Source organism: Telluria sp. RT2P19 (assembly GCF_059685725.1).
Window position 1 is genome coordinate 245,408 of sequence record NZ_JCASIL010000003.1, and the last position, 17,217, is coordinate 262,624.

The window sequence follows — 17,217 nt, forward strand, 5'->3', positions numbered from 1 at the left end:
TACTGCCTTACTTGTCGAGCAGCTTGAGGATCTTGTCGGTGATGTCGACGCGCGGGCTCACCCACGCCGCCTCGACCAGCACCGCGTCGAGTTTTTCCTGTTCCGCGACCTGCTCGACCAGCTTGTAAGCCTTTTGTGCGATCGCGGCGCGCTCTTCGTTCTTGCGCTGTTGCAGGTCTTCCTGGAACTCGCGCTGCATGCGCTCGACATCCTTCTGCATGTTGTAGAGCTCGCGCGCGCGGCGCGTGCGGTCGAGTTCCGACAGCCCGCCCGCCTCGGCGTCGAACTTTTCCGACGTCTGCTTGTACTTGCCGACCATCTCCTCGACCGCCTTCTGGCGCTTCGAGAACTCGGCGGCCAGCTTGGCGTCGGCCGACTTGGCCATCTTGGAGTCGGTCATCAGGCGCTCGGTATAGACGAAGCCGATGCGGCTGGTCGTCGCCTGCGCCTGCGCCACGGGCGCGGCGCACACGGCAGCGAGCGCCAGCGAGGCGCCCAGCACCGGCTTGACTTTACCGGGTAGCGAGTCAATCAGATTTTTCAACATAAAGCCTCTCGCAATCGTTCTTCAGGTCGCCGTGGGCGGCTTAGAAGCCGGTGCCCATCTGGAACTGGAAGCGCTCCAGGCGGTCGCCCGGTAGCGAATTCAGCGGCTTAGCATAACTCAACTTGAGCGGACCGACCGGGGAAATCCAGGACAGGCCGATACCTGCCGAGTAGCGGAACTCGTCGAAACGGATCTTCGCATCCTCTTGGAACACCTGGCCGCCGTCCACGAAGGTGAACCAGCGCAGGCTGCGGTCGGTGCCGCTGCCCGGGAACGGGAACTGCAGCTCGGCGTTGGCGATGATGCGCTTGGAGCCGCCGATCGCATCGTAGTAACGCGGATCGACCACGCCCAGCGACGAGCTCTCGTAGCCGCGCACCGAGCCGATACCACCCGCGTAGAAGTTCTTGAACACCGGGTAGGCGCTGCCGCCGATACCCTTGCCGTAATCGAGCTCGCCGCGCAGGGCCAGCGTCATCCAGCGGGTCAGCGGTTTCCACCACTGGTGCTCGTACACCGCGCGATAGTATTTCGCATCGCCCAGCGCATCGATCTCGAAGTTGGCGCGCTGGTACCGGCCGCGGGTCGGCGTCACCGCGCTGTCGCGGGTGTCGCGGCCCCAGGCGGCGGTCAGCGGGATCGCATTGGTGGTGGCCTTGCCGATGCCGCTTTCCGGGCCGCCATTCTGGCGCACGAAGGTCTGGTAGATCGTCGGCGAGGTCTGGTCGGTTTCCAGCTCGGTGCGTTCGAGACCGGCGCCGAAGTAGACGGTGTCGGACTCGGAGAACGGCACGCCGAAGGTCAGGTTGCCGCCCATCTGCTTCACGGTGTAGGAACCGATGTTCAGCGCCGGCGGACGCGAGGTACGCAGGTACAGCGAGAAGGCGCGCGAGATGCCGTCGTCGGTGAAGTACGGATTGGTCTGCGAGAACGCGATCGTGCGGTTGTATTTGCTGGTATTGAGTTCGATGCCGACCGTGTTGCCGCTGCCGGCGAAGTTGGCCTGCGAGATCGACGCGGTGAAGGTGAACTTTTCGGACTGCGAGAAGGCGCCGCCGATCATGAAGTTACCGGTCGGTTTTTCTTCGACCGCGATATTCACGTCGACCTGGTCCGACGTGCCCGGCGACTCCGGCGTCTCGACCTTCACGTCCTTGAAGTAGCCCAGGCGGTCGACGCGGTCGCGCGAGAGTTTCACGCGATTGGCGTCGTACCAAGAGCTTTCGAACTGGCGGAATTCGCGGCGGATCACTTCGTCGCGGGTGACCGTGTTGCCCGAGATATTCATGTGGCGCACATAGGCGCGCTTGCCCGGATCGACGAAGAAGGTGAACGCGACTTCGCGCTTCTCGCGATTCAGTTCCGGATTGGCCGTCACGTTGGCGAAGGCGTAGCCGAAGGTGCCCAGGCGGTCCGAGATCAGCTTGTTGGTCGCCTCTTGCAGGTCACCCACGTAGGTCTTGCCCGGCTGGAGCATGATCAGCTGCTTCAGTTCCTCTTCGCGGCCGAACATCTCGCCCTCGAGCTTGACGCTCGAGACGGTGTACTGCTCGCCCTCGGTGATGTTGAGGGTCAGGTAGATGTCGCGCTTGTCGGGCGTGATCGAGACCTGGGTCGATTCGACGTTGGCTTCGAGGTAGCCGTGGTTCAGGTACCAGGACTTGATGGACTCCAGGTCGCCGGTCAGCTTTTGCTTGGAATACTGGTCGGCCTTCGAGTACCAGGTGAACCAGCCCGAAGGGCGCAGTTCGAGCAACTGGCGCAGCTCTTTGTCGCTGAATGCCTTGTTGCCGACGATATTGATGCCCTTGATCTTGGCGACCTCGCCTTCGTCGACGTTGAACATGATCGTCACGCGGTTGCGCTCGATCGGGGTCACAGTGGTGGTGATCTTGACGCCGTAGAGGCCATGCGACAGATATTGGCGCTTGAGCTCCTGTTCGGCGCGGTCAACGGATGCCTTGTCGAAGATGCGGGTCTGGGCCACGCCGATCTCGGACAGCGCCTTGACCAGCATGTCCTTCTCGAATTCCTTGGTGCCGGTGAAATCCACAGACGAAATCGCCGGACGTTCCTCGACCAGCACCACCAGGACGCCATTTTCTTCCTCGAGCCGGATGTCCTTGAAGAAGCCGGTGGCGTAGAGTGCCTTGATCGCGCTCGAGGCCTTGACATCGTCGAAGGTTTCGCCCACGCGCACCGGCAGATAGCTGAACACGGTGCCCGCTTCCGTCCGCTGGATGCCTTCGACCCGGATATCCTTGACGACGAACGGGTTGACGGCCAGCGCATTACTGGCGCACAGGGCCATCACGGCAGCGCCGATCAAGCTGCGACGAATGAACGGCAGGGCAAAACGATCTGGTTGTGATTTCATTGGCTGGATCAAAGGGTCAGTCATTTGGACAACGATTGCATATTATTCTGTGCCGGTGCGTGCCAGTAGCGATTGCGGGCCGCTAGAGCAGCCGCACCAGGTCATTGAAGACGGCGAGCGCCATCAGCATGAACAGCAGGCCGACCCCGGCGCGCTGCGCGAACTCGCCGACGCGCGCAGGAAGGGGACGCCCGGTCAAAACTTCCAGCGAATAATACAGTAAATGGCCACCATCCAGAACGGGAATTGGTAACAAATTCATTACTCCTAAGCTGATACTAATAAAGGCGATGAACTGTAAATAGCTCACGAGACCTATTCTTGCGGTCTGTCCGGCATAGTCGGCGATGGTAATGGGACCGGTCACATTCTTCCACGACGCTTCTCCGGTAATCATCTTCCATATCATCTTGAGCGTCATCACGCTGGTCTCCCAGGTGCGCTCGACGCCGCGCACGATCGCCTCGAACGGGCCGGAACTCACGGTGATCATTTCCGGGGCCTGCGCCACCATCGCCCTGATCACGCCGCGGCCGTTCGCGTCCGGTTCCGGGGTCAGGGTCAGGGCCACGGGACGGCCGCCCCGTTCGACCTCGATCGCCATCGGCTTGCCGGGCGAAGCGCGCACCGCTTCGATGAAGACGATGCCGTCGGCGACCGGCTGGCCCGCGGCGCGCAGCACCAGGTCGCCGTCCTGCAGGCCGGCGCGCCGCCCTGCCCCATCCGGCAGCACTTTCTCGATGCGCGGCTGCGGGCGCCACAGGTCCAGGCCCAGTTCGGCCATGACATCGGTCTCGACGTCGAGCCTGCCGACCACCGCCGCCGGCAGCGTCGCCGCATAGGTGCCGCCATGCGCGCTGCGCAGTTCGAGGCGGGCGTCGGACTTGTCCACCGCCGCATGCACGACCTGCCAGCGCAGCTCGGTCCACGAGCGCACCGGGTTGCCGTTCACGGCCACCACCGTATCGCCGCCGCGCACGCCGGCCCTGGCCGCCTCGGACGCGACCGGGGCCGCGCGCAGGCGCGCCGACGGCTCCTCGACGCCATGCATATACAACGCAGCCATCAGGCCGATCGCGAGCAGGAAGTTGGCCAGCGGGCCGGCGGCCACGATGGCGATGCGTTTCCAGACGTTCTGGCGGGTAAACTCGCGATCGAGGTCGGCGTCGCTGGTCGGCGCGGTCTCGGGGTCGCGCGCATCGAGCATCTTGACGTAGCCGCCCAGCGGCAGCGCGGACAGCGCCCACTCGGTCTGGTCCTTGCCGAAGCGGCGCGACCATACCACGCGGCCCATGCCGACCGAGAAGCGCAGCACTTTCACGCCGCAGGCGCGCGCCACCAGGTAGTGGCCCAGTTCGTGGATCACGATCAGCGGGCCGAGCGCCAGCACGAAGGCCAGCACGGTGTAGAGCATGGTCATGGGGCGATCCAGGGAGTCAGTGCGCCAGGCCTGCGATGGCGTCGGTGGCGGCTGCGCGCGCGCGCGCGTCCTGGGCCAGCACCGCGTCGATCGACGAGGCCGGGCCGTGCGGCACGACGTCCAGCGCGTGCCTGATCACGCGGTCGATAGCGCGAAAACCGATGCGGCGCTCCAGGAAGGCCTGCACCGCCACCTCGTTGGCCGCGTTCAGCAGGGCTGGCGCGGTACCGCCCGCGCGCAGGGCGTCGAAGGCCAGCGCCAGGCAGGGGAAGCGCTGGTAGTCGGGCTGGAAGAACTGCAGCGCCGCCATTTGCGTCAGGTCGAGCTGGGCCACGCCCGAATCGATCCGTTCCGGATACGCCAGCGCATTGGCGATCGGGGTGCGCATGTCCGGATTGCCCAGCTGGGCCAGCACCGAGCCGTCCACGTACGACACCATCGAATGGATCACGCTTTGCGGGTGGATCACGACCTCGATCTGATCGGCCGGCGCGCCGAACAGCCAGTGGGCCTCGATCACTTCGAGGCCCTTGTTCATCATGGTCGCGGAATCGACCGAGATCTTGCGGCCCATGACCCAGTTCGGGTGCTTGCAGGCTTCGTCCGGGGTCACGCTGTCCAGCGTTTCGACGGCGCGGTTCAGGAACGGGCCGCCGGACGCGGTCAGCAGGATCTTCGCCACGCCCGAGGCGACCGGCACGCGCGCATACGCAGGCGGCAGCGACTGAAAGATCGCATTGTGTTCGCTGTCGACCGGCAGCAGGGTCGCCTTGTGCTCGCGCACGGCGTCCATGAACAGCTGGCCCGACATCACCAGCGCTTCCTTGTTGGCCAGCAGGATCTTCTTGCCGGCGCGCGCCGCGCTAAGGGTCGGCGCCAGGCCGGCGGCGCCGACGATGGCGGCCATCACGATGTCGGTGCCAGGATGCGAGGCGATGTCGCACAGCGCCTGTTCGCCGTATTCGACGCTGGTGGGCAGGTCGGCGATCAGGGCCGCCAGGCTGGCGGCGGCCTCAGGACTGCCGACCACCGCGCGCTGTGGGCGGAACTGGCGGCAAGCGGCGGCCAATTCTTCCACGCGCGAGTGCGCGCTCAGGGCGTAGACGCGGTAGCGCTGCGGATGGCGCGCCACGACGTCGAGGGTCGAGGCGCCGATCGAACCGGTGGCGCCGAGGATGGTAATGCCTTGCATGGAAACTTCCTTCTAGAGCCGGGTGGCGATCAGGGCCGCCAGCGGCAGGACCGGCACGAGTGCGTCGATCCGGTCCAGCACACCGCCGTGGCCGGGCAGCAGGTTGCTGCTGTCCTTCATGCCTGCGCGGCGCTTGAGCTGGGATTCGAACAGGTCGCCGACCACGCTGGCGACGACGATGAGGGCGATGACGGCCAGCATGCCGAGCCAGCCGAAGCTGGCCTGCACGCGCACCGCGAAGGTATTGGCCAAGGCCTCGCCGCCGATCATGACGGTGAGCGACGCCAGCAGCAGGGTCACGATGCCGCCGCCGATGGCGCCTTCCCACGACTTGCCGGGCGAGATCGATGGTGCGAGCTTGTTCTTGCCGAAGGTCTTGCCGCAAACATAGGCGAAGATGTCGGCCGACCACACGATGACGAGCACCGACAGCAGGAACAGCGCCGAATACTGGAACAGCATGACGATGGCGGCGAAGCATGCCACCAGCGAGATCGCATACAGCAGGCTGAGCAGCGTGTTCGGCGTGCTGGCCAGTGGCGGCAGGCCGAGTTTGAGCGTGGGGGCAAAGCGCAGGGCCCACAACAGTGCGCCGATGGCGAACCAGAAGGTCGGATCGCCCTGCTCGCGCATGAAGAAGGCGTACGCAAAGGCCAGGGTCCAGGCCCCGGCGATCGCCAGCGCGCTCCTGGCGCCCGGGTTGAATAGGCGGAAACACTCCCAGATCGCCGCCCCGAAGAAGAGCGAGGCGACCACCGCGAACGCCGTGGGGTTATTGGAATACAAGACTGGCAGCAACACTGCCAGGAGGACGAGCGCGGTGATGATCCGGGTTTTGAGCATCAGTTGATCTTCTTCGCTACTTGGGCGCTGGTCTGGCCGAAACGCCGTTCGCGCCGCTGGAACGAGTTAATCGCCTCGTCCAGCGCCTCGGGCGTGAAATCGGGCCAGAAGGTGCTTGTGAAATGCAGTTCGGAATACGCCAGCTGCCACAGCAGGAAGTTCGAGATGCGCTCCTCGCCGCCGGTCCGGATGAACAGGTCGGGTTCGGGTGCATACGCCATCGCCAGGTGGGGAGCCAGCATTTCCTCCGTATATTCGGTCACGCCGGGGTTGGCCTTCACCATCTTCCCCGTTGCCTGCATGATATCCCAGCGGCCACCATAATTGGCGCACACGGTGACGGTCAAGCGGGAATTGCCGGCGGTACGGCGTTCGGCATTGGCGATCATGTCTTGCAGCTTGGGATCGAAGCGGCTCAGGTCGCCCACGACTTTCAGGCGAATATTATTGGCGTGCATCTTCGAGACTTCGCGCTCGAGGGCCGTGACGAACAGGCGCATCAGCAGCGAGACCTCGTCGGCCGGGCGGCGCCAGTTCTCGGACGAGAAGGCGAACAGGGTCAGGTACTCGACACCGCGCAGCACGCAGGCTTCGACGATGCCGCGCACGGCTTCCACGCCCTTGACGTGGCCGGCGACGCGCGGCAGCAGGCGTTTGGTGGCCCAACGGCCGTTGCCATCCATGATGATGGCGATATGGCGCGGCACGGCGAGCGTATCGGGTACGGCAGCGGTCGAACTTTTGAACATCGTTAATCCAGCAGTGCTGCGCCTCGGCGGGCGCAATGGCCAATGTAGAATTGGACAATCATAAGGTAGGCGGACCGGCCGCGGCAAGTCGCCGGGGCCGGTCCGCAAGAAAGCCGGGTGGCTTCGCCCTACGGCAAGCCTTACACCGTCAGGATTTCTTTCTCTTTCTCGCCCAGCAGCTTGTCGATGTCGGCCACGGCCTTGTCGGTCAGCTTCTGGATCTCGTCCGAGGCGCGGCGCTCGTCGTCTTCCGAGGCGGTCTTGTCCTTGACCATCTTCTTGAGTGCTTCGTTGGCATCGCGGCGGATATTGCGCACGGCAATCTTCGCATCTTCGCCTTCCGACTTGGTCAGCTTGACCATTTCCTTGCGACGCTCTTCGGTCAGCGGCGGGGTCGGCACGCGGATCATGTCGCCCTGCGCCGATGGGTTCAGACCCAGGTCGGCGTCGCGAATGGCTTTTTCGATGGTCGCGGCCATTTTCTTTTCAAACGGCTGGACACCGATCGTGCGCGCATCGACCAGGGTCAGGTTGGCGACCATCGGCAGCGCGGTCGGGCTGCCGTAGTATTCGACCATGACGTGGTCGAGGATGCCGGTGTGGGCGCGGCCGGTACGGACCTTGGCCAGGTCGGCCTTCAGGGTCTCGATGGACTTGGTCATGCGCTCTTGCGCGTTCTTTTTGACGTCAGCCAGGGACATGCTGCTCTCCTTGTTGTTCAGTAATATTTAAACGTGTACCAGTGTACCCTCGTCTTCGCCCATGATCACGCGGGTGAGCGCGCCGGGTTTGACGATGGAGAACACCTTGATCGGCAGTTTCTGGTCGCGGCACAGCGCAAAAGCGGTGGCATCCATCACCTGCAGGTGCTTGGCGATGGCTTCGTCGAACGAGATCTTCTCGTAGCGGGTCGCGTGCGGGTCCTTCTTGGGGTCGGCGCTGTAGACGCCATCGACCTTGGTGGCCTTCAGGACGATCTCGGCCGAGATCTCGGCGCCGCGCAGGGCGGCCGCGGTATCGGTGGTGAAGAAGGGGTTGCCGGTGCCGGCGGCGAACACGACCACTTTACCCTCTTCCAGATATTGCAGGGCTTTCGGGCGCACATAGGGCTCGACCACCTGCTCGATGCCGATCGCCGACATGACGCGGGCGGTGATCCCGACGTGGCGCATGGCGTCGGCCAGGGCCAGCGCATTCATGACGGTGGCCAGCATGCCCATGTAGTCGGCGGTGGCGCGGTCCATGCCCTGGGCGCCCGGGGCGACGCCGCGGAAGATGTTGCCGCCACCAATCACGACCGCCACCTGCACGCCCAGCTTCGCCACTTCCGCCACGTCGGCCACCATGCGCTCGATGGTGGCGCGGTTGATGCCGAACGGGTCGTCGCCCATCAGCGCTTCGCCAGACAGTTTCAGGAGGACTCGTTGGTAGGCTGGTTTTGTCATGATGAAGCGGCTCCTAATGTGATGTTTCGATGTTGCGAATTCGGGTCCGGCCGGCGCATCGTGGGCGCGGGCCTCATCCGTCCTGGGACGGATGGCATTGTAAGGCGGCTTGAGGCTGGCGGTCGCGCTGCTGGACTGCACGCCTGCTTGGGGGACGATGCCAGCGGCATCGCCCCGCCTGCCCGGGGACGACGCGCGGAGGGCGGACTGCGGAGCCTGCTTTGGCCCACACCACTCGACGTCGTTCCCGCGCAGGCAAAAACCCAGGTCCATGCCATAGCCACAACATCATGTGCGGCCACGACACAAACCACCCCACCTTAAAAAAACGGACCTTGCGGCCCGTTCTTTTTGATTACTGCTTGTTGGCAGCCATCTGTGCTGCGACTTCTGCTGCGAAGTCGTCGACCTTCTTCTCGATGCCCTCGCCCACCACGTACATGGTGAAGCCCTTGACGGTCGTGTTCGATGCTTTCAGGTATTGCTCGATCGACTGCTTGTCGTTCTTCACGAATGCCTGGTTCAGCAGCGACACTTCTTTCAGGTACTTCTGCACCGAACCGTCGATGCGCTTGGCGACGATTTCTTCCGACTGCGGCTGCTTGCCTTCGGCGACGGCTTTTTCAGCGTCTTCCTTGGCCTTCAGTTCGGCGACCGAACGCTCTTTTTCGATCATTTCAGCTGGCACTTGCTCCGACGACAGAGCGACTGGCTTCATTGCAGCGATGTGCATGGCCAGGTCCTTGCCGACTTGCTCGTCCGCGCCTTCGAAGTCGACGACGACGCCGATGCGCGTGCCGTGCAGGTACGACGCCAGCTTGCCGGTGGTCTCGAAACGCTGGAAGCGGCGCACGGTCATGTTCTCGCCGATCTTGCCGATCAGGCCAGTACGCACGTCGTCGAAGGTCTTGCCGTCGTGCGGCAGTGCTGCCAGGGCGGCGACGTCAGCCGGGTTGTTCTCGGCGACCAGCTTGGCGGCCAGGTTGACCATGGCCAGGAATTCTTCGTTCTTGGCGACGAAGTCGGTTTCGCTGTTGACTTCGACCAGCGCGCCGACGTTGCCGGAGATATAGGTTGCAACAACGCCTTCGGCGGTGATGCGCGCCGATGCCTTCGATGCCTTGCCACCCAGTTTGACGCGCAGGATCTCTTCAGCACGACCCATATCGCCGTCGGCTTCGGTCAGTGCTTTTTTGCATTCCATCATTGGCGCATCGGTCTTCGCGCGCAGTTCGCCTACCATCGCTGCAGTAATCGCTGCCATGTTGATTTCTCCTAAATGTTTTATCCGGGTTGCAGGTCGTCGTCGAGACGCCCCGCAGGTATTGAGCTTAAAAAAAGGGGGGCTCGTGTGTGCGGCGCCCCCTTCGATGTGCTAGCAGGTCAATGACCTGCTGTCACTTATGCCTGCTCGGAAACTTCGACGAAGTCGTCGCCGCCAGCCTTGACCATTTCAACGACTTCGTTGGTGGCGTTGGCACGGCCTTCCAGGATCGCATCGGCGACGCCGCGTGCGTACAGGGTGATCGCTTTCGACGAGTCGTCGTTGCCCGGGATCACGTGGGTCACGCCTTCTGGCGAGTGGTTGGTATCGACGATGCCGATGACCGGGATGCCCAGCTTGCCGGCTTCGGTGATGGTGCCCTTGTGGTAGCCGACGTCGACGACGAAGATTGCGTCAGGCACGCCGCCCAGGTCCTTGATGCCGCCGATCGACTTCTGCAGCTTTTCCATTTCGCGCGAGAACAGCAGCGCTTCTTTCTTCGACATCTTCTCGACCGAACCGTCTTCGACTTGCGCTTCCATGTCTTTCAGGCGCTTGATCGAGGTCTTGATGGTCTTGAAGTTGGTCAGCATGCCACCCAGCCAGCGCTGGTCGACGTAAGGCACGCCGGCGCGCTGTGCTTCAGCGGCGATGATGTCGCGTGCCTGGCGCTTGGTGCCGACCATCAGGATGGTGCCGCGGTTGGCCGAGATCTGCTTGATGGTTTTCATCGCATCCTGGTACATCGCCATGGTTTTTTCCAGGTTGATGATGTGGATCTTGTTGCGATGACCGAAGATGAACGGCGCCATCTTTGGGTTCCAGAAACGGGTCTGGTGGCCGAAGTGGATACCGGCTTCCAGCATTTCACGCATAGTAACGGACATGTAATTCTCCAGGGTTGGGTCTTGAATGTGACCAGTCACCAGTCAGGCACCCTTTTAGGGCCACATTCGCGATTTCAATAAATAAATTAAGATGCTTTTTACAACATTGCCCGATACGAATCGGAGCAACCCGAGATTCTAGCGGGATTTGACGTTTTGTTCAAGCGCCACATGCGATCGCGAGAGCTGCCAGCCCTGAGGGCGAGTGACTTCCACTATAATGGTTCCTTATTGTCCGGGCATGTGCGCGGACTGACCACGTCATCAAGCAGGAAAAGTATTCCCTATGGCTTCCACTCCCAAGACTCCCGAAGAAATCGAAGGCATGCGCGTCGCCTGCCGCCTCGGCTCGGAAGTGCTCGACTATATCACCCCGTTCGTCAAGCCCGGCGTAACCACCGGCGAGCTCGACCGTCTGGCCTACGAGTACATGGTCAACGTCCAGGGCACGACCCCGGCGACCCTGAACTATGCGCCACCAGGCTACCCGCCCTTCCCCGGCTCGATCTGCACCTCGCTCAACGACGTGATCTGCCACGGCATCCCGGGCGAGCGCGTGCTCAAGTCGGGCGATGCGCTCAACATCGACATCACGCCGATCACCAAGGATGGCTACCATGGCGACAACAGCCGCATGTTCCTGGTCGGCGAACCGTCGATCATGGCGCGCCGCCTGTCCGAAATCACCTTCGAATGCATGTGGCTGGGCATCGCCGCCGTCAAACCGGGCAAGCGCCTGGGCGACATCGGCCACGCGATCCAGCAGCACGCCGAAAAGGCCGGCTACAGCGTGGTGCGCGAATTCTGTGGCCACGGCGTGGGCCGCGTGTTCCACGAAGAGCCGCAGGTGCTGCACTACGGCCGCCCCGGCACGCTCGAAGAACTGAAACCCGGCATGATCTTCACCATCGAGCCGATGATCAACGCCGGCCGCCGCGACATAAAAGAGATGCCGGACGGCTGGACCATCAAGACCCGCGACCGCAGCCTGTCGGCGCAGTGGGAACACACGGTGCTGGTAACCGAGACCGGGGTCGAGGTGCTGACCATGTCGGCCGGCAGCCCGCCGCCGCCCGCCATCGTGCTGCCGCTGCTGGCCCCGGGCGCGGTCCCGAGCCTGGCTGCCGCCTGAGCACCGGCCCATGGGACAGGCCACCGTGCTCGACACCGCCCGCACCACCCTGCGCCAGCGCCTGAAGGCCGAACGCCAGCTGGTGTTCCAGGCCTTCACCGAAGACGGCAAGCCCGAAAAGCTGCTGCGCAGCCTGCGCCAGGTGGTCGACGCCGTACTGGTCGACGCATGGCAGGCGGCCGGCCTGCCCGAGCACACCGCCCTGGTGGGCGTGGGCGGCTACGGGCGCGGCGAACTGTTCCCCTATTCCGACGTCGACCTCCTGATCCTGCTGGGCCAGCCGGCCGACGCCATCACCCAGGCGCGCCTCGAAGGCCTGGTCCAGCTGCTGTGGGACCTGGGCCTGGAGATCGGCCACAGCATCCGCACGGTCGACGAATGCCTGGTCGAGTCGAGCGCCGACATCACCGTGCAAACGAGCCTGCTCGAAGCGCGCCTGGTCACGGGCGACGCGCCGCTGTTCGAAGAGCTGCAGCGGCGCTACCGCGACGCGCTCGATCCGCAAGCCTTCTTCCAGGCCAAGACCGCCGAGATGCGGTTGCGTCACGCCAAGTACGAGTACACCGCCTTCGCGCTCGAACCCAATGTCAAGGAGAGCCCGGGCGCGCTGCGCGACCTGCAGGTGATCCTGTGGGTGGCCAAGGCCGCGGGCCTGGCCGATACCTTCGGCCAGCTCGCCACGCGCGGCCTGATCACGCGCATGGAGGCGCGCCAGCTGCTCGAAAAAGAGAGCGCCTTCAAGGACATCCGCATTCGCCTGCACCTGCACACCAGGCGCCGTGAAGACCGGCTGGTGTTCGACGTCCAGACGGCGATCGCCGGCAATCTCGGGCTGCAGGCCAATGGCGAGGGCCCCGACGCGCGCCGCGCCAGCGAATTCCTGATGCAGCGCTACTACTGGGCCGCCAAGACGGTGACCCAGCTGAACACGATCCTGCTGCAGGATATCGAAGCCCAGCTGTTCCCGCAGCCGGCGGTGGCCTACCCGATCAGCGCCCACTTCACCCAGGCCGGCAGCCTGATCGACATCGCGGCCGACGACACTTTCGAGAAGACGCCGTCCGCCATCCTCGAAATTTTCGTGGTGATGACCGAGCGCCGCGAACTGAAGGGATTGAGCGCGCGCGCCACCCGCGCACTGTGGCATGCGCGTACGCTGATCGACGACGACTTCCGCGCCGACCCAACCAACAAGGCGCTGTTCCTGCGCGTGCTGCAGGCGCCGCGCGGCCTGGTGCACGCGCTGCGCCGCATGAACGAATTCGGCATCCTTGGCCGCTACCTGCCCGCTTTCCGCAAGATCGTCGGGCAGATGCAGCACGACCTGTTCCACGTCTACACGGTCGACCAGCACATCATGATGGTGGTGCGCAACCTGCGCCGCTTCACGATGCCGGAACACGCCCACGAATATCCGTTCTGCAGCCAGCTGATCGCCGACTTCCACGACCGCTGGCTGCTGTACGTGGCCGCGCTGTTCCACGACATCGCCAAGGGCCGCGGCGGCGACCATTCCAAGCTCGGGATGGACGATGCAAGCCAGTTCTGCCGCGAGCACGGCATCAATGAAGAAGACACCGAACTCGTGGTATTCCTGGTCGAGCAGCACCTGACCATGTCGACCGTGGCGCAAAAGCAGGACCTGTCCGATCCGGACGTGGTCCAGGCCTTCGCCGCCGTGGTAAGGGACGAGCGCCACCTGACCGCCCTATACCTGCTGACCGTGGCCGACATCCGCGGCACCAGCCCCAAGGTGTGGAATGCCTGGAAGGCCAAGCTGCTGGAAGACCTGTACAAGGTAACCTTGCGCGTGCTGGGCGGCGAGCCGCATTCGGCCGACCGCGAGCTGCGCATGCGCCAGAAAGAGGCGCTGGCCACGCTGCGCCTTTACGGCCTCGACACCGACGCCCACGAACAGCTGTGGAAGCAGCTCGACGTCGCCTATTTCCTGCGCCACGACGCCTCCGACATCGCCTGGCAGACGCGCGCGCTGCACGACAAGGTCGACAGCGACCGGCCGGTGGTCAAGGCGCGCCTGGCGCCGATCGGCGAAGGCCTGCAGGTGGCGGTCTACGTGAAAGACCAGCCCGACCTGTTCGCGCGCATCTGCAGCTATTTCGAGCGCAAGAACTTCAGCATCCTCGACGCCAAGATCCACACTACGCGCCATGGCTATGCGCTGGACAGCTTCCTGGTGGCCGAAGAAAACTTCGCCGGCAGCTACCGCGACATCATCAGCCTGATCGAGCACGAGCTGCGCGCGCAGTTGCTGTCGCAGGAAGCGCTGCCGCCACTGGTGCGCGGGCGCCTGTCGCGCGTGGCGCGCACCTTCCCGATCACGCCGACCGTCGAATTGCGGCCGGACGAACGCGGGCAGTTCCACGTGCTGTCGATCGCTGCCAACGATCGCATGGGGCTGCTGTATGCGGTCGCCAGCGTCCTGGCGCGCTATCGGCTGAACCTGCACACCGCCAAGATCATGACCCTGGGCGAACGCGTCGAGGACGTGTTCCTGGTCGACGGACCGGCGCTCCACAGCCCGCGCACCCAGGTGCAGCTCGAGACCGACCTGCTCGATGCCCTCAAGATTTGATCCAACCCTTTTACCTAGCAAAGTTTTACCGATGACCGAACCGCTCCGCCTCTCCAAACGTATGTCCGAACTCGGCCTGTGCTCGCGCCGCGAAGCCGATGAATGGATCGCCCGCGGCTGGGTGCGGGTGGACGGCAAGGTCGTCTCGGAGCTGGGCAGCAAGGTGCTGCCGACCCAGCGCATCACGGTCGAGCGCCAGGCCGCGGCCGAGCAATCAAAGCGCGTGACCATCCTGATCAACAAGCCGGTCGGCTATGTCAGCGGCCAGGCCGAGGATGGTTACACGCCGGCGATCGCCCTGATCAAGCCCGAGAACCGCTGGGCGGACGATCCCGCGCCCGAGCAGTTCCACCCGACCCAGCTGCGCAGCCTGGTCCCCTGCGGGCGCCTCGACATCGATTCGGTCGGGCTGCTCGTGCTCTCGCAGGATGGCCGCATCGCCAAGCACCTGATCGGCGAGACGACCTCGGTCGACAAGGAATACCTGGTACGGGTGCAGTACACCAAGCCGGGCAGGCTGCCCGACAGCGACCTCAAGAAGCTGAACCACGGCCTGTGGATGGACGGCAAGCCCCTGCTGCCGGCCAAGGTGCGCTGGCAGAATGAGGACCAGCTCAGCTTTACCCTGCGCGAAGGCAAGAAGCGCCAGATCCGACGGATGTGCGACATGGTCGGCCTGAAGGTCGTGGGGCTCAAGCGCGTACGGATCGGCAAGGTCAAGCTCGGGAACCTGCCCGAGGGCCAGTGGCGCTACCTGGCCCCGGACGAGCAATTCTAAGAAACGCGCTCCAATCCCGGCTTGCCGCGCGGTAGTGGCGCCTCTTGCGCCACCAGGCCCTCGGCCTTGAGCTCTTCCCAGAACGCCGGCGCAATCGCCACGTCCATCAGCGCCGCATTGCGCTGCAGATGCTCGGCGCTGCTGGCGCCCGGAATCGTGGCCGCCACCACGGGGTGCGCCAGGCCGAACTGCAGCGCCGCCGCCGGCAAGTCGACGCCGTGGCGCGCCGCTACCTGGCGCAGGCGCTCGCGCTGCGCGATCTTGCCGGCATCGGCCGGACCGTAGTCGTAGTTCGGGCCGCCGGCCAGGAAGCCGGAATTGAACGGTCCGCCCAGCACCACCTTCGCGCCGCGCCCTTCGCACAGCGGGAACAGTTCGGCCAAGGGCGTGGTCTCCATCAGCGTATAGCGCCCGGCCAGCAGGAAGATGTCGGGATCCGAGTCGCGCAGCGCGCGCAGGCACGGGTCGACCGTGTTCACGCCCAGGCCCCAGCCCTTGATCACGCCTTCGTCGCGCAGCTTGACCAGTCCCTCGAAGGCGCCGCCGCGGCCGGCCGCGATGGCGTAATAATGCTCATACTCGGCCTGGCTGAAGCGGTCCGGCGACAGGTCGTGCACATACACGATGTCGATGTGCGACAGCGCCATGCGCTGCAGGCTGTCCTCGATCGAGCGGCGCGCGCCGTCGGCCGTGTAGTCGGTCAGGCGCCGGAACGGCAGGCCGCCGACGAACGGTTCCGCGATCTCGGGCGTTTCGCTGGGCACCAGGATACGGCCAACCTTGGTCGACAGCGTGTACTCGTTGCGTGGACGGCGCCGCAGGGCCTGGCCGAAGCGGTGCTCGGACAGCCCGGCGCCATAGTGCGGTGCAGTGTCGAAATAGCGGATGCCGGCATTCCAGGCGGCATCGACGGTGGCCTGGCCCGCCTCTTCGCTGGTCTTGTGATACATGTCGCCAAGACCGGTGCCGCCAAGGCCGAGGCGCGTGATGGGTTGGTAGCGCTGCGTCATCATTCTGTCCTTTCGAGGCTGCTTATCGAAGGAAGATTCTGCCTGCCGGGCGGCGATGCCGGCGCACGCCAGCAGCGCGGCGCAACATCGATGGCAAGGCCTTCAGGCGGCGTCGACGGCCGATCTGCACGGCGCGGCGCCGGGCACGCCAAGGCCGACCGGCTTGGCGAACTGCTCGTGGGAGCGCGCCGCCAGCGCCTGCGCCCGGTCGTTCTCATGCGCATACCCCGTTGGGCGCGATCAGGATCGCCTGCGATGCGCCCCGGTTGATTGGGCAGCGCGCCGGCTGATTCGTCAGCGTTCACTTCGGGCACGCCGGTATCGGGCAGGCATCTGGCCGAACGCCGGCAGCGCGGACCGCGCCTCGCGCGCCGACCGCGCGACCAGTGCCGTGTACCCCAGCGTCACGGGCAGCAGCGACAGCATCAGCGCCGCGTCCGCGCCGGATCCTCGTTGTCGTCGGCCACGCCGATGCGCTGTGGCGGCATGCCGGCCTTGCCGGCGTCGCGGTCGCGCACGCCGCCCCGACCCGGGCCGACAGCGGTACTTGGCGACATGGCCGATGGCGCCGTGAACGGCGGGAAGGGACGTGTCATGTGCGCGATGAGGGCGTCAGTGATCCGCGCCGTCGTAGTGCTGGACAGGTATCTTGTCGAGGTCCACGTCGTCGAGACAGCGCAGGTTGATCGCCGCCATGGCGTCGCCATCGGGGTCCACGCCCTCGCCATAGGGATGGATGCCGCAGGTCGGACAGAAGCGGTGCTTGATGACGTGCTGGTTGAACGTATAGGTGGCGGCCGCCTGGTCCGGCGTGCGCAGGCGCAGTTGGTCGCGCGCGACGAACCACAGCAGCGCCCCCTTGCGCCTGCACATCGAGCAGTTGCAGGACATCGCACCATCGATCACGCCTTCGACCTCGAACGCGACGGCGCCGCAGTGACAGCTTCCTTGATACGGCATGACGATGCTCCCGATGACAA

General features: G+C 64.6%; 16 protein-coding genes. 3 read left to right on the forward strand and 13 right to left on the reverse strand.

Annotated elements, in window-relative coordinates:
- Positions 1-7: 7 nt before the first annotated feature.
- The 10 genes from AC56KW_RS05370 to rpsB all read right to left on the reverse strand — a co-directional run bounded on the left by AC56KW_RS05370 (position 8) and on the right by rpsB (position 10,724).
- Positions 8-547: an OmpH/Skp family outer membrane protein gene (locus AC56KW_RS05370; protein ID WP_497169699.1), complete on the reverse strand. Its 540-nt coding sequence runs from the start codon at positions 545-547 to the stop codon at positions 8-10.
- Between the two features lie 40 nt (positions 548-587).
- Positions 588-2,924, reverse strand: coding sequence for an outer membrane protein assembly factor BamA (gene bamA, locus AC56KW_RS05375; RefSeq protein WP_497169700.1), 2,337 nt, complete (start codon positions 2,922-2,924; stop codon positions 588-590).
- Positions 2,925-3,006: 82 nt separating this feature from the next.
- Positions 3,007-4,344, reverse strand: a complete 1,338-nt coding sequence (gene rseP / locus AC56KW_RS05380; RefSeq protein WP_497169701.1) for an RIP metalloprotease RseP — start codon at positions 4,342-4,344, stop codon at positions 3,007-3,009.
- A 16-nt stretch (positions 4,345-4,360) separates the two neighbouring features.
- On the reverse strand, positions 4,361-5,536 hold the full coding sequence (ispC, locus tag AC56KW_RS05385; RefSeq protein WP_497169702.1) for a 1-deoxy-D-xylulose-5-phosphate reductoisomerase: 1,176 nt from the start codon (positions 5,534-5,536) through the stop codon (positions 4,361-4,363).
- A 12-nt stretch (positions 5,537-5,548) separates the two neighbouring features.
- Positions 5,549-6,379, reverse strand: coding sequence for a phosphatidate cytidylyltransferase (locus AC56KW_RS05390; protein ID WP_497169703.1), 831 nt, complete (start codon positions 6,377-6,379; stop codon positions 5,549-5,551).
- A complete protein-coding gene (gene uppS, locus AC56KW_RS05395) occupies positions 6,379-7,128 on the reverse strand; it encodes a polyprenyl diphosphate synthase (RefSeq protein ID WP_497169704.1) in 750 nt (249 codons plus the stop codon). The genes AC56KW_RS05390 and uppS overlap by 1 nt, the downstream gene beginning before the upstream one ends.
- Positions 7,129-7,268: 140 nt before the next feature.
- Entirely contained in the window at positions 7,269-7,829 is a 561-nt protein-coding gene (frr, locus tag AC56KW_RS05400) for a ribosome recycling factor (RefSeq protein ID WP_497169705.1), read from the reverse strand.
- Positions 7,830-7,856: 27 nt separating this feature from the next.
- Positions 7,857-8,573 carry a UMP kinase gene (gene pyrH / locus AC56KW_RS05405; RefSeq protein ID WP_497169706.1) on the reverse strand — a complete coding sequence of 239 codons (717 nt, stop codon included), beginning with the start codon at positions 8,571-8,573 and terminating at the stop codon, positions 7,857-7,859.
- 355 nt (positions 8,574-8,928) lie between these two features.
- Positions 8,929-9,837, reverse strand: coding sequence for a translation elongation factor Ts (gene tsf / locus AC56KW_RS05410; protein ID WP_497169707.1), 909 nt, complete (start codon positions 9,835-9,837; stop codon positions 8,929-8,931).
- 137 nt (positions 9,838-9,974) lie between these two features.
- The gene (rpsB, locus tag AC56KW_RS05415; RefSeq protein WP_005667508.1) at positions 9,975-10,724 is read right to left on the reverse strand and encodes a 30S ribosomal protein S2; all 750 of its coding nucleotides are present in this window, start codon (positions 10,722-10,724) and stop codon (positions 9,975-9,977) included.
- A gap of 286 nt (positions 10,725-11,010) precedes the next feature.
- Between rpsB and map the strand changes: the two genes are divergently transcribed.
- From map to AC56KW_RS05430, 3 genes are read left to right on the forward strand one after another with little or no spacing between them, the layout of a single operon-like run.
- Positions 11,011-11,856, forward strand: coding sequence for a type I methionyl aminopeptidase (map, locus tag AC56KW_RS05420; protein ID WP_497169708.1), 846 nt, complete (start codon positions 11,011-11,013; stop codon positions 11,854-11,856).
- A 10-nt stretch (positions 11,857-11,866) separates the two neighbouring features.
- Positions 11,867-14,449, forward strand: a complete 2,583-nt coding sequence (locus AC56KW_RS05425) for a [protein-PII] uridylyltransferase (RefSeq protein WP_497169709.1) — start codon at positions 11,867-11,869, stop codon at positions 14,447-14,449.
- 31 nt (positions 14,450-14,480) lie between these two features.
- Positions 14,481-15,227, forward strand: a complete 747-nt coding sequence (locus AC56KW_RS05430) for a pseudouridine synthase (RefSeq protein ID WP_497169710.1) — start codon at positions 14,481-14,483, stop codon at positions 15,225-15,227.
- On the opposite strand, the gene AC56KW_RS05435 is transcribed toward AC56KW_RS05430, so the two are convergent.
- The 3 genes from AC56KW_RS05435 to AC56KW_RS05445 form a co-directional block, all read right to left on the reverse strand.
- Positions 15,224-16,237, reverse strand: coding sequence for an aldo/keto reductase (locus AC56KW_RS05435; protein ID WP_497169871.1), 1,014 nt, complete (start codon positions 16,235-16,237; stop codon positions 15,224-15,226). The two genes, AC56KW_RS05430 and AC56KW_RS05435, sit on opposite strands and share 4 nt — an antisense overlap.
- A 425-nt stretch (positions 16,238-16,662) precedes the next feature.
- The gene (locus AC56KW_RS05440; RefSeq protein ID WP_497169711.1) at positions 16,663-16,833 is read right to left on the reverse strand and encodes a hypothetical protein; all 171 of its coding nucleotides are present in this window, start codon (positions 16,831-16,833) and stop codon (positions 16,663-16,665) included.
- A 16-nt stretch (positions 16,834-16,849) separates the two neighbouring features.
- Complete coding sequence (locus AC56KW_RS05445; protein WP_497169712.1) at positions 16,850-17,197, reverse strand: GFA family protein; 348 nt, start codon at positions 17,195-17,197, stop codon at positions 16,850-16,852.
- Positions 17,198-17,217: the final 20 nt, after the last annotated feature.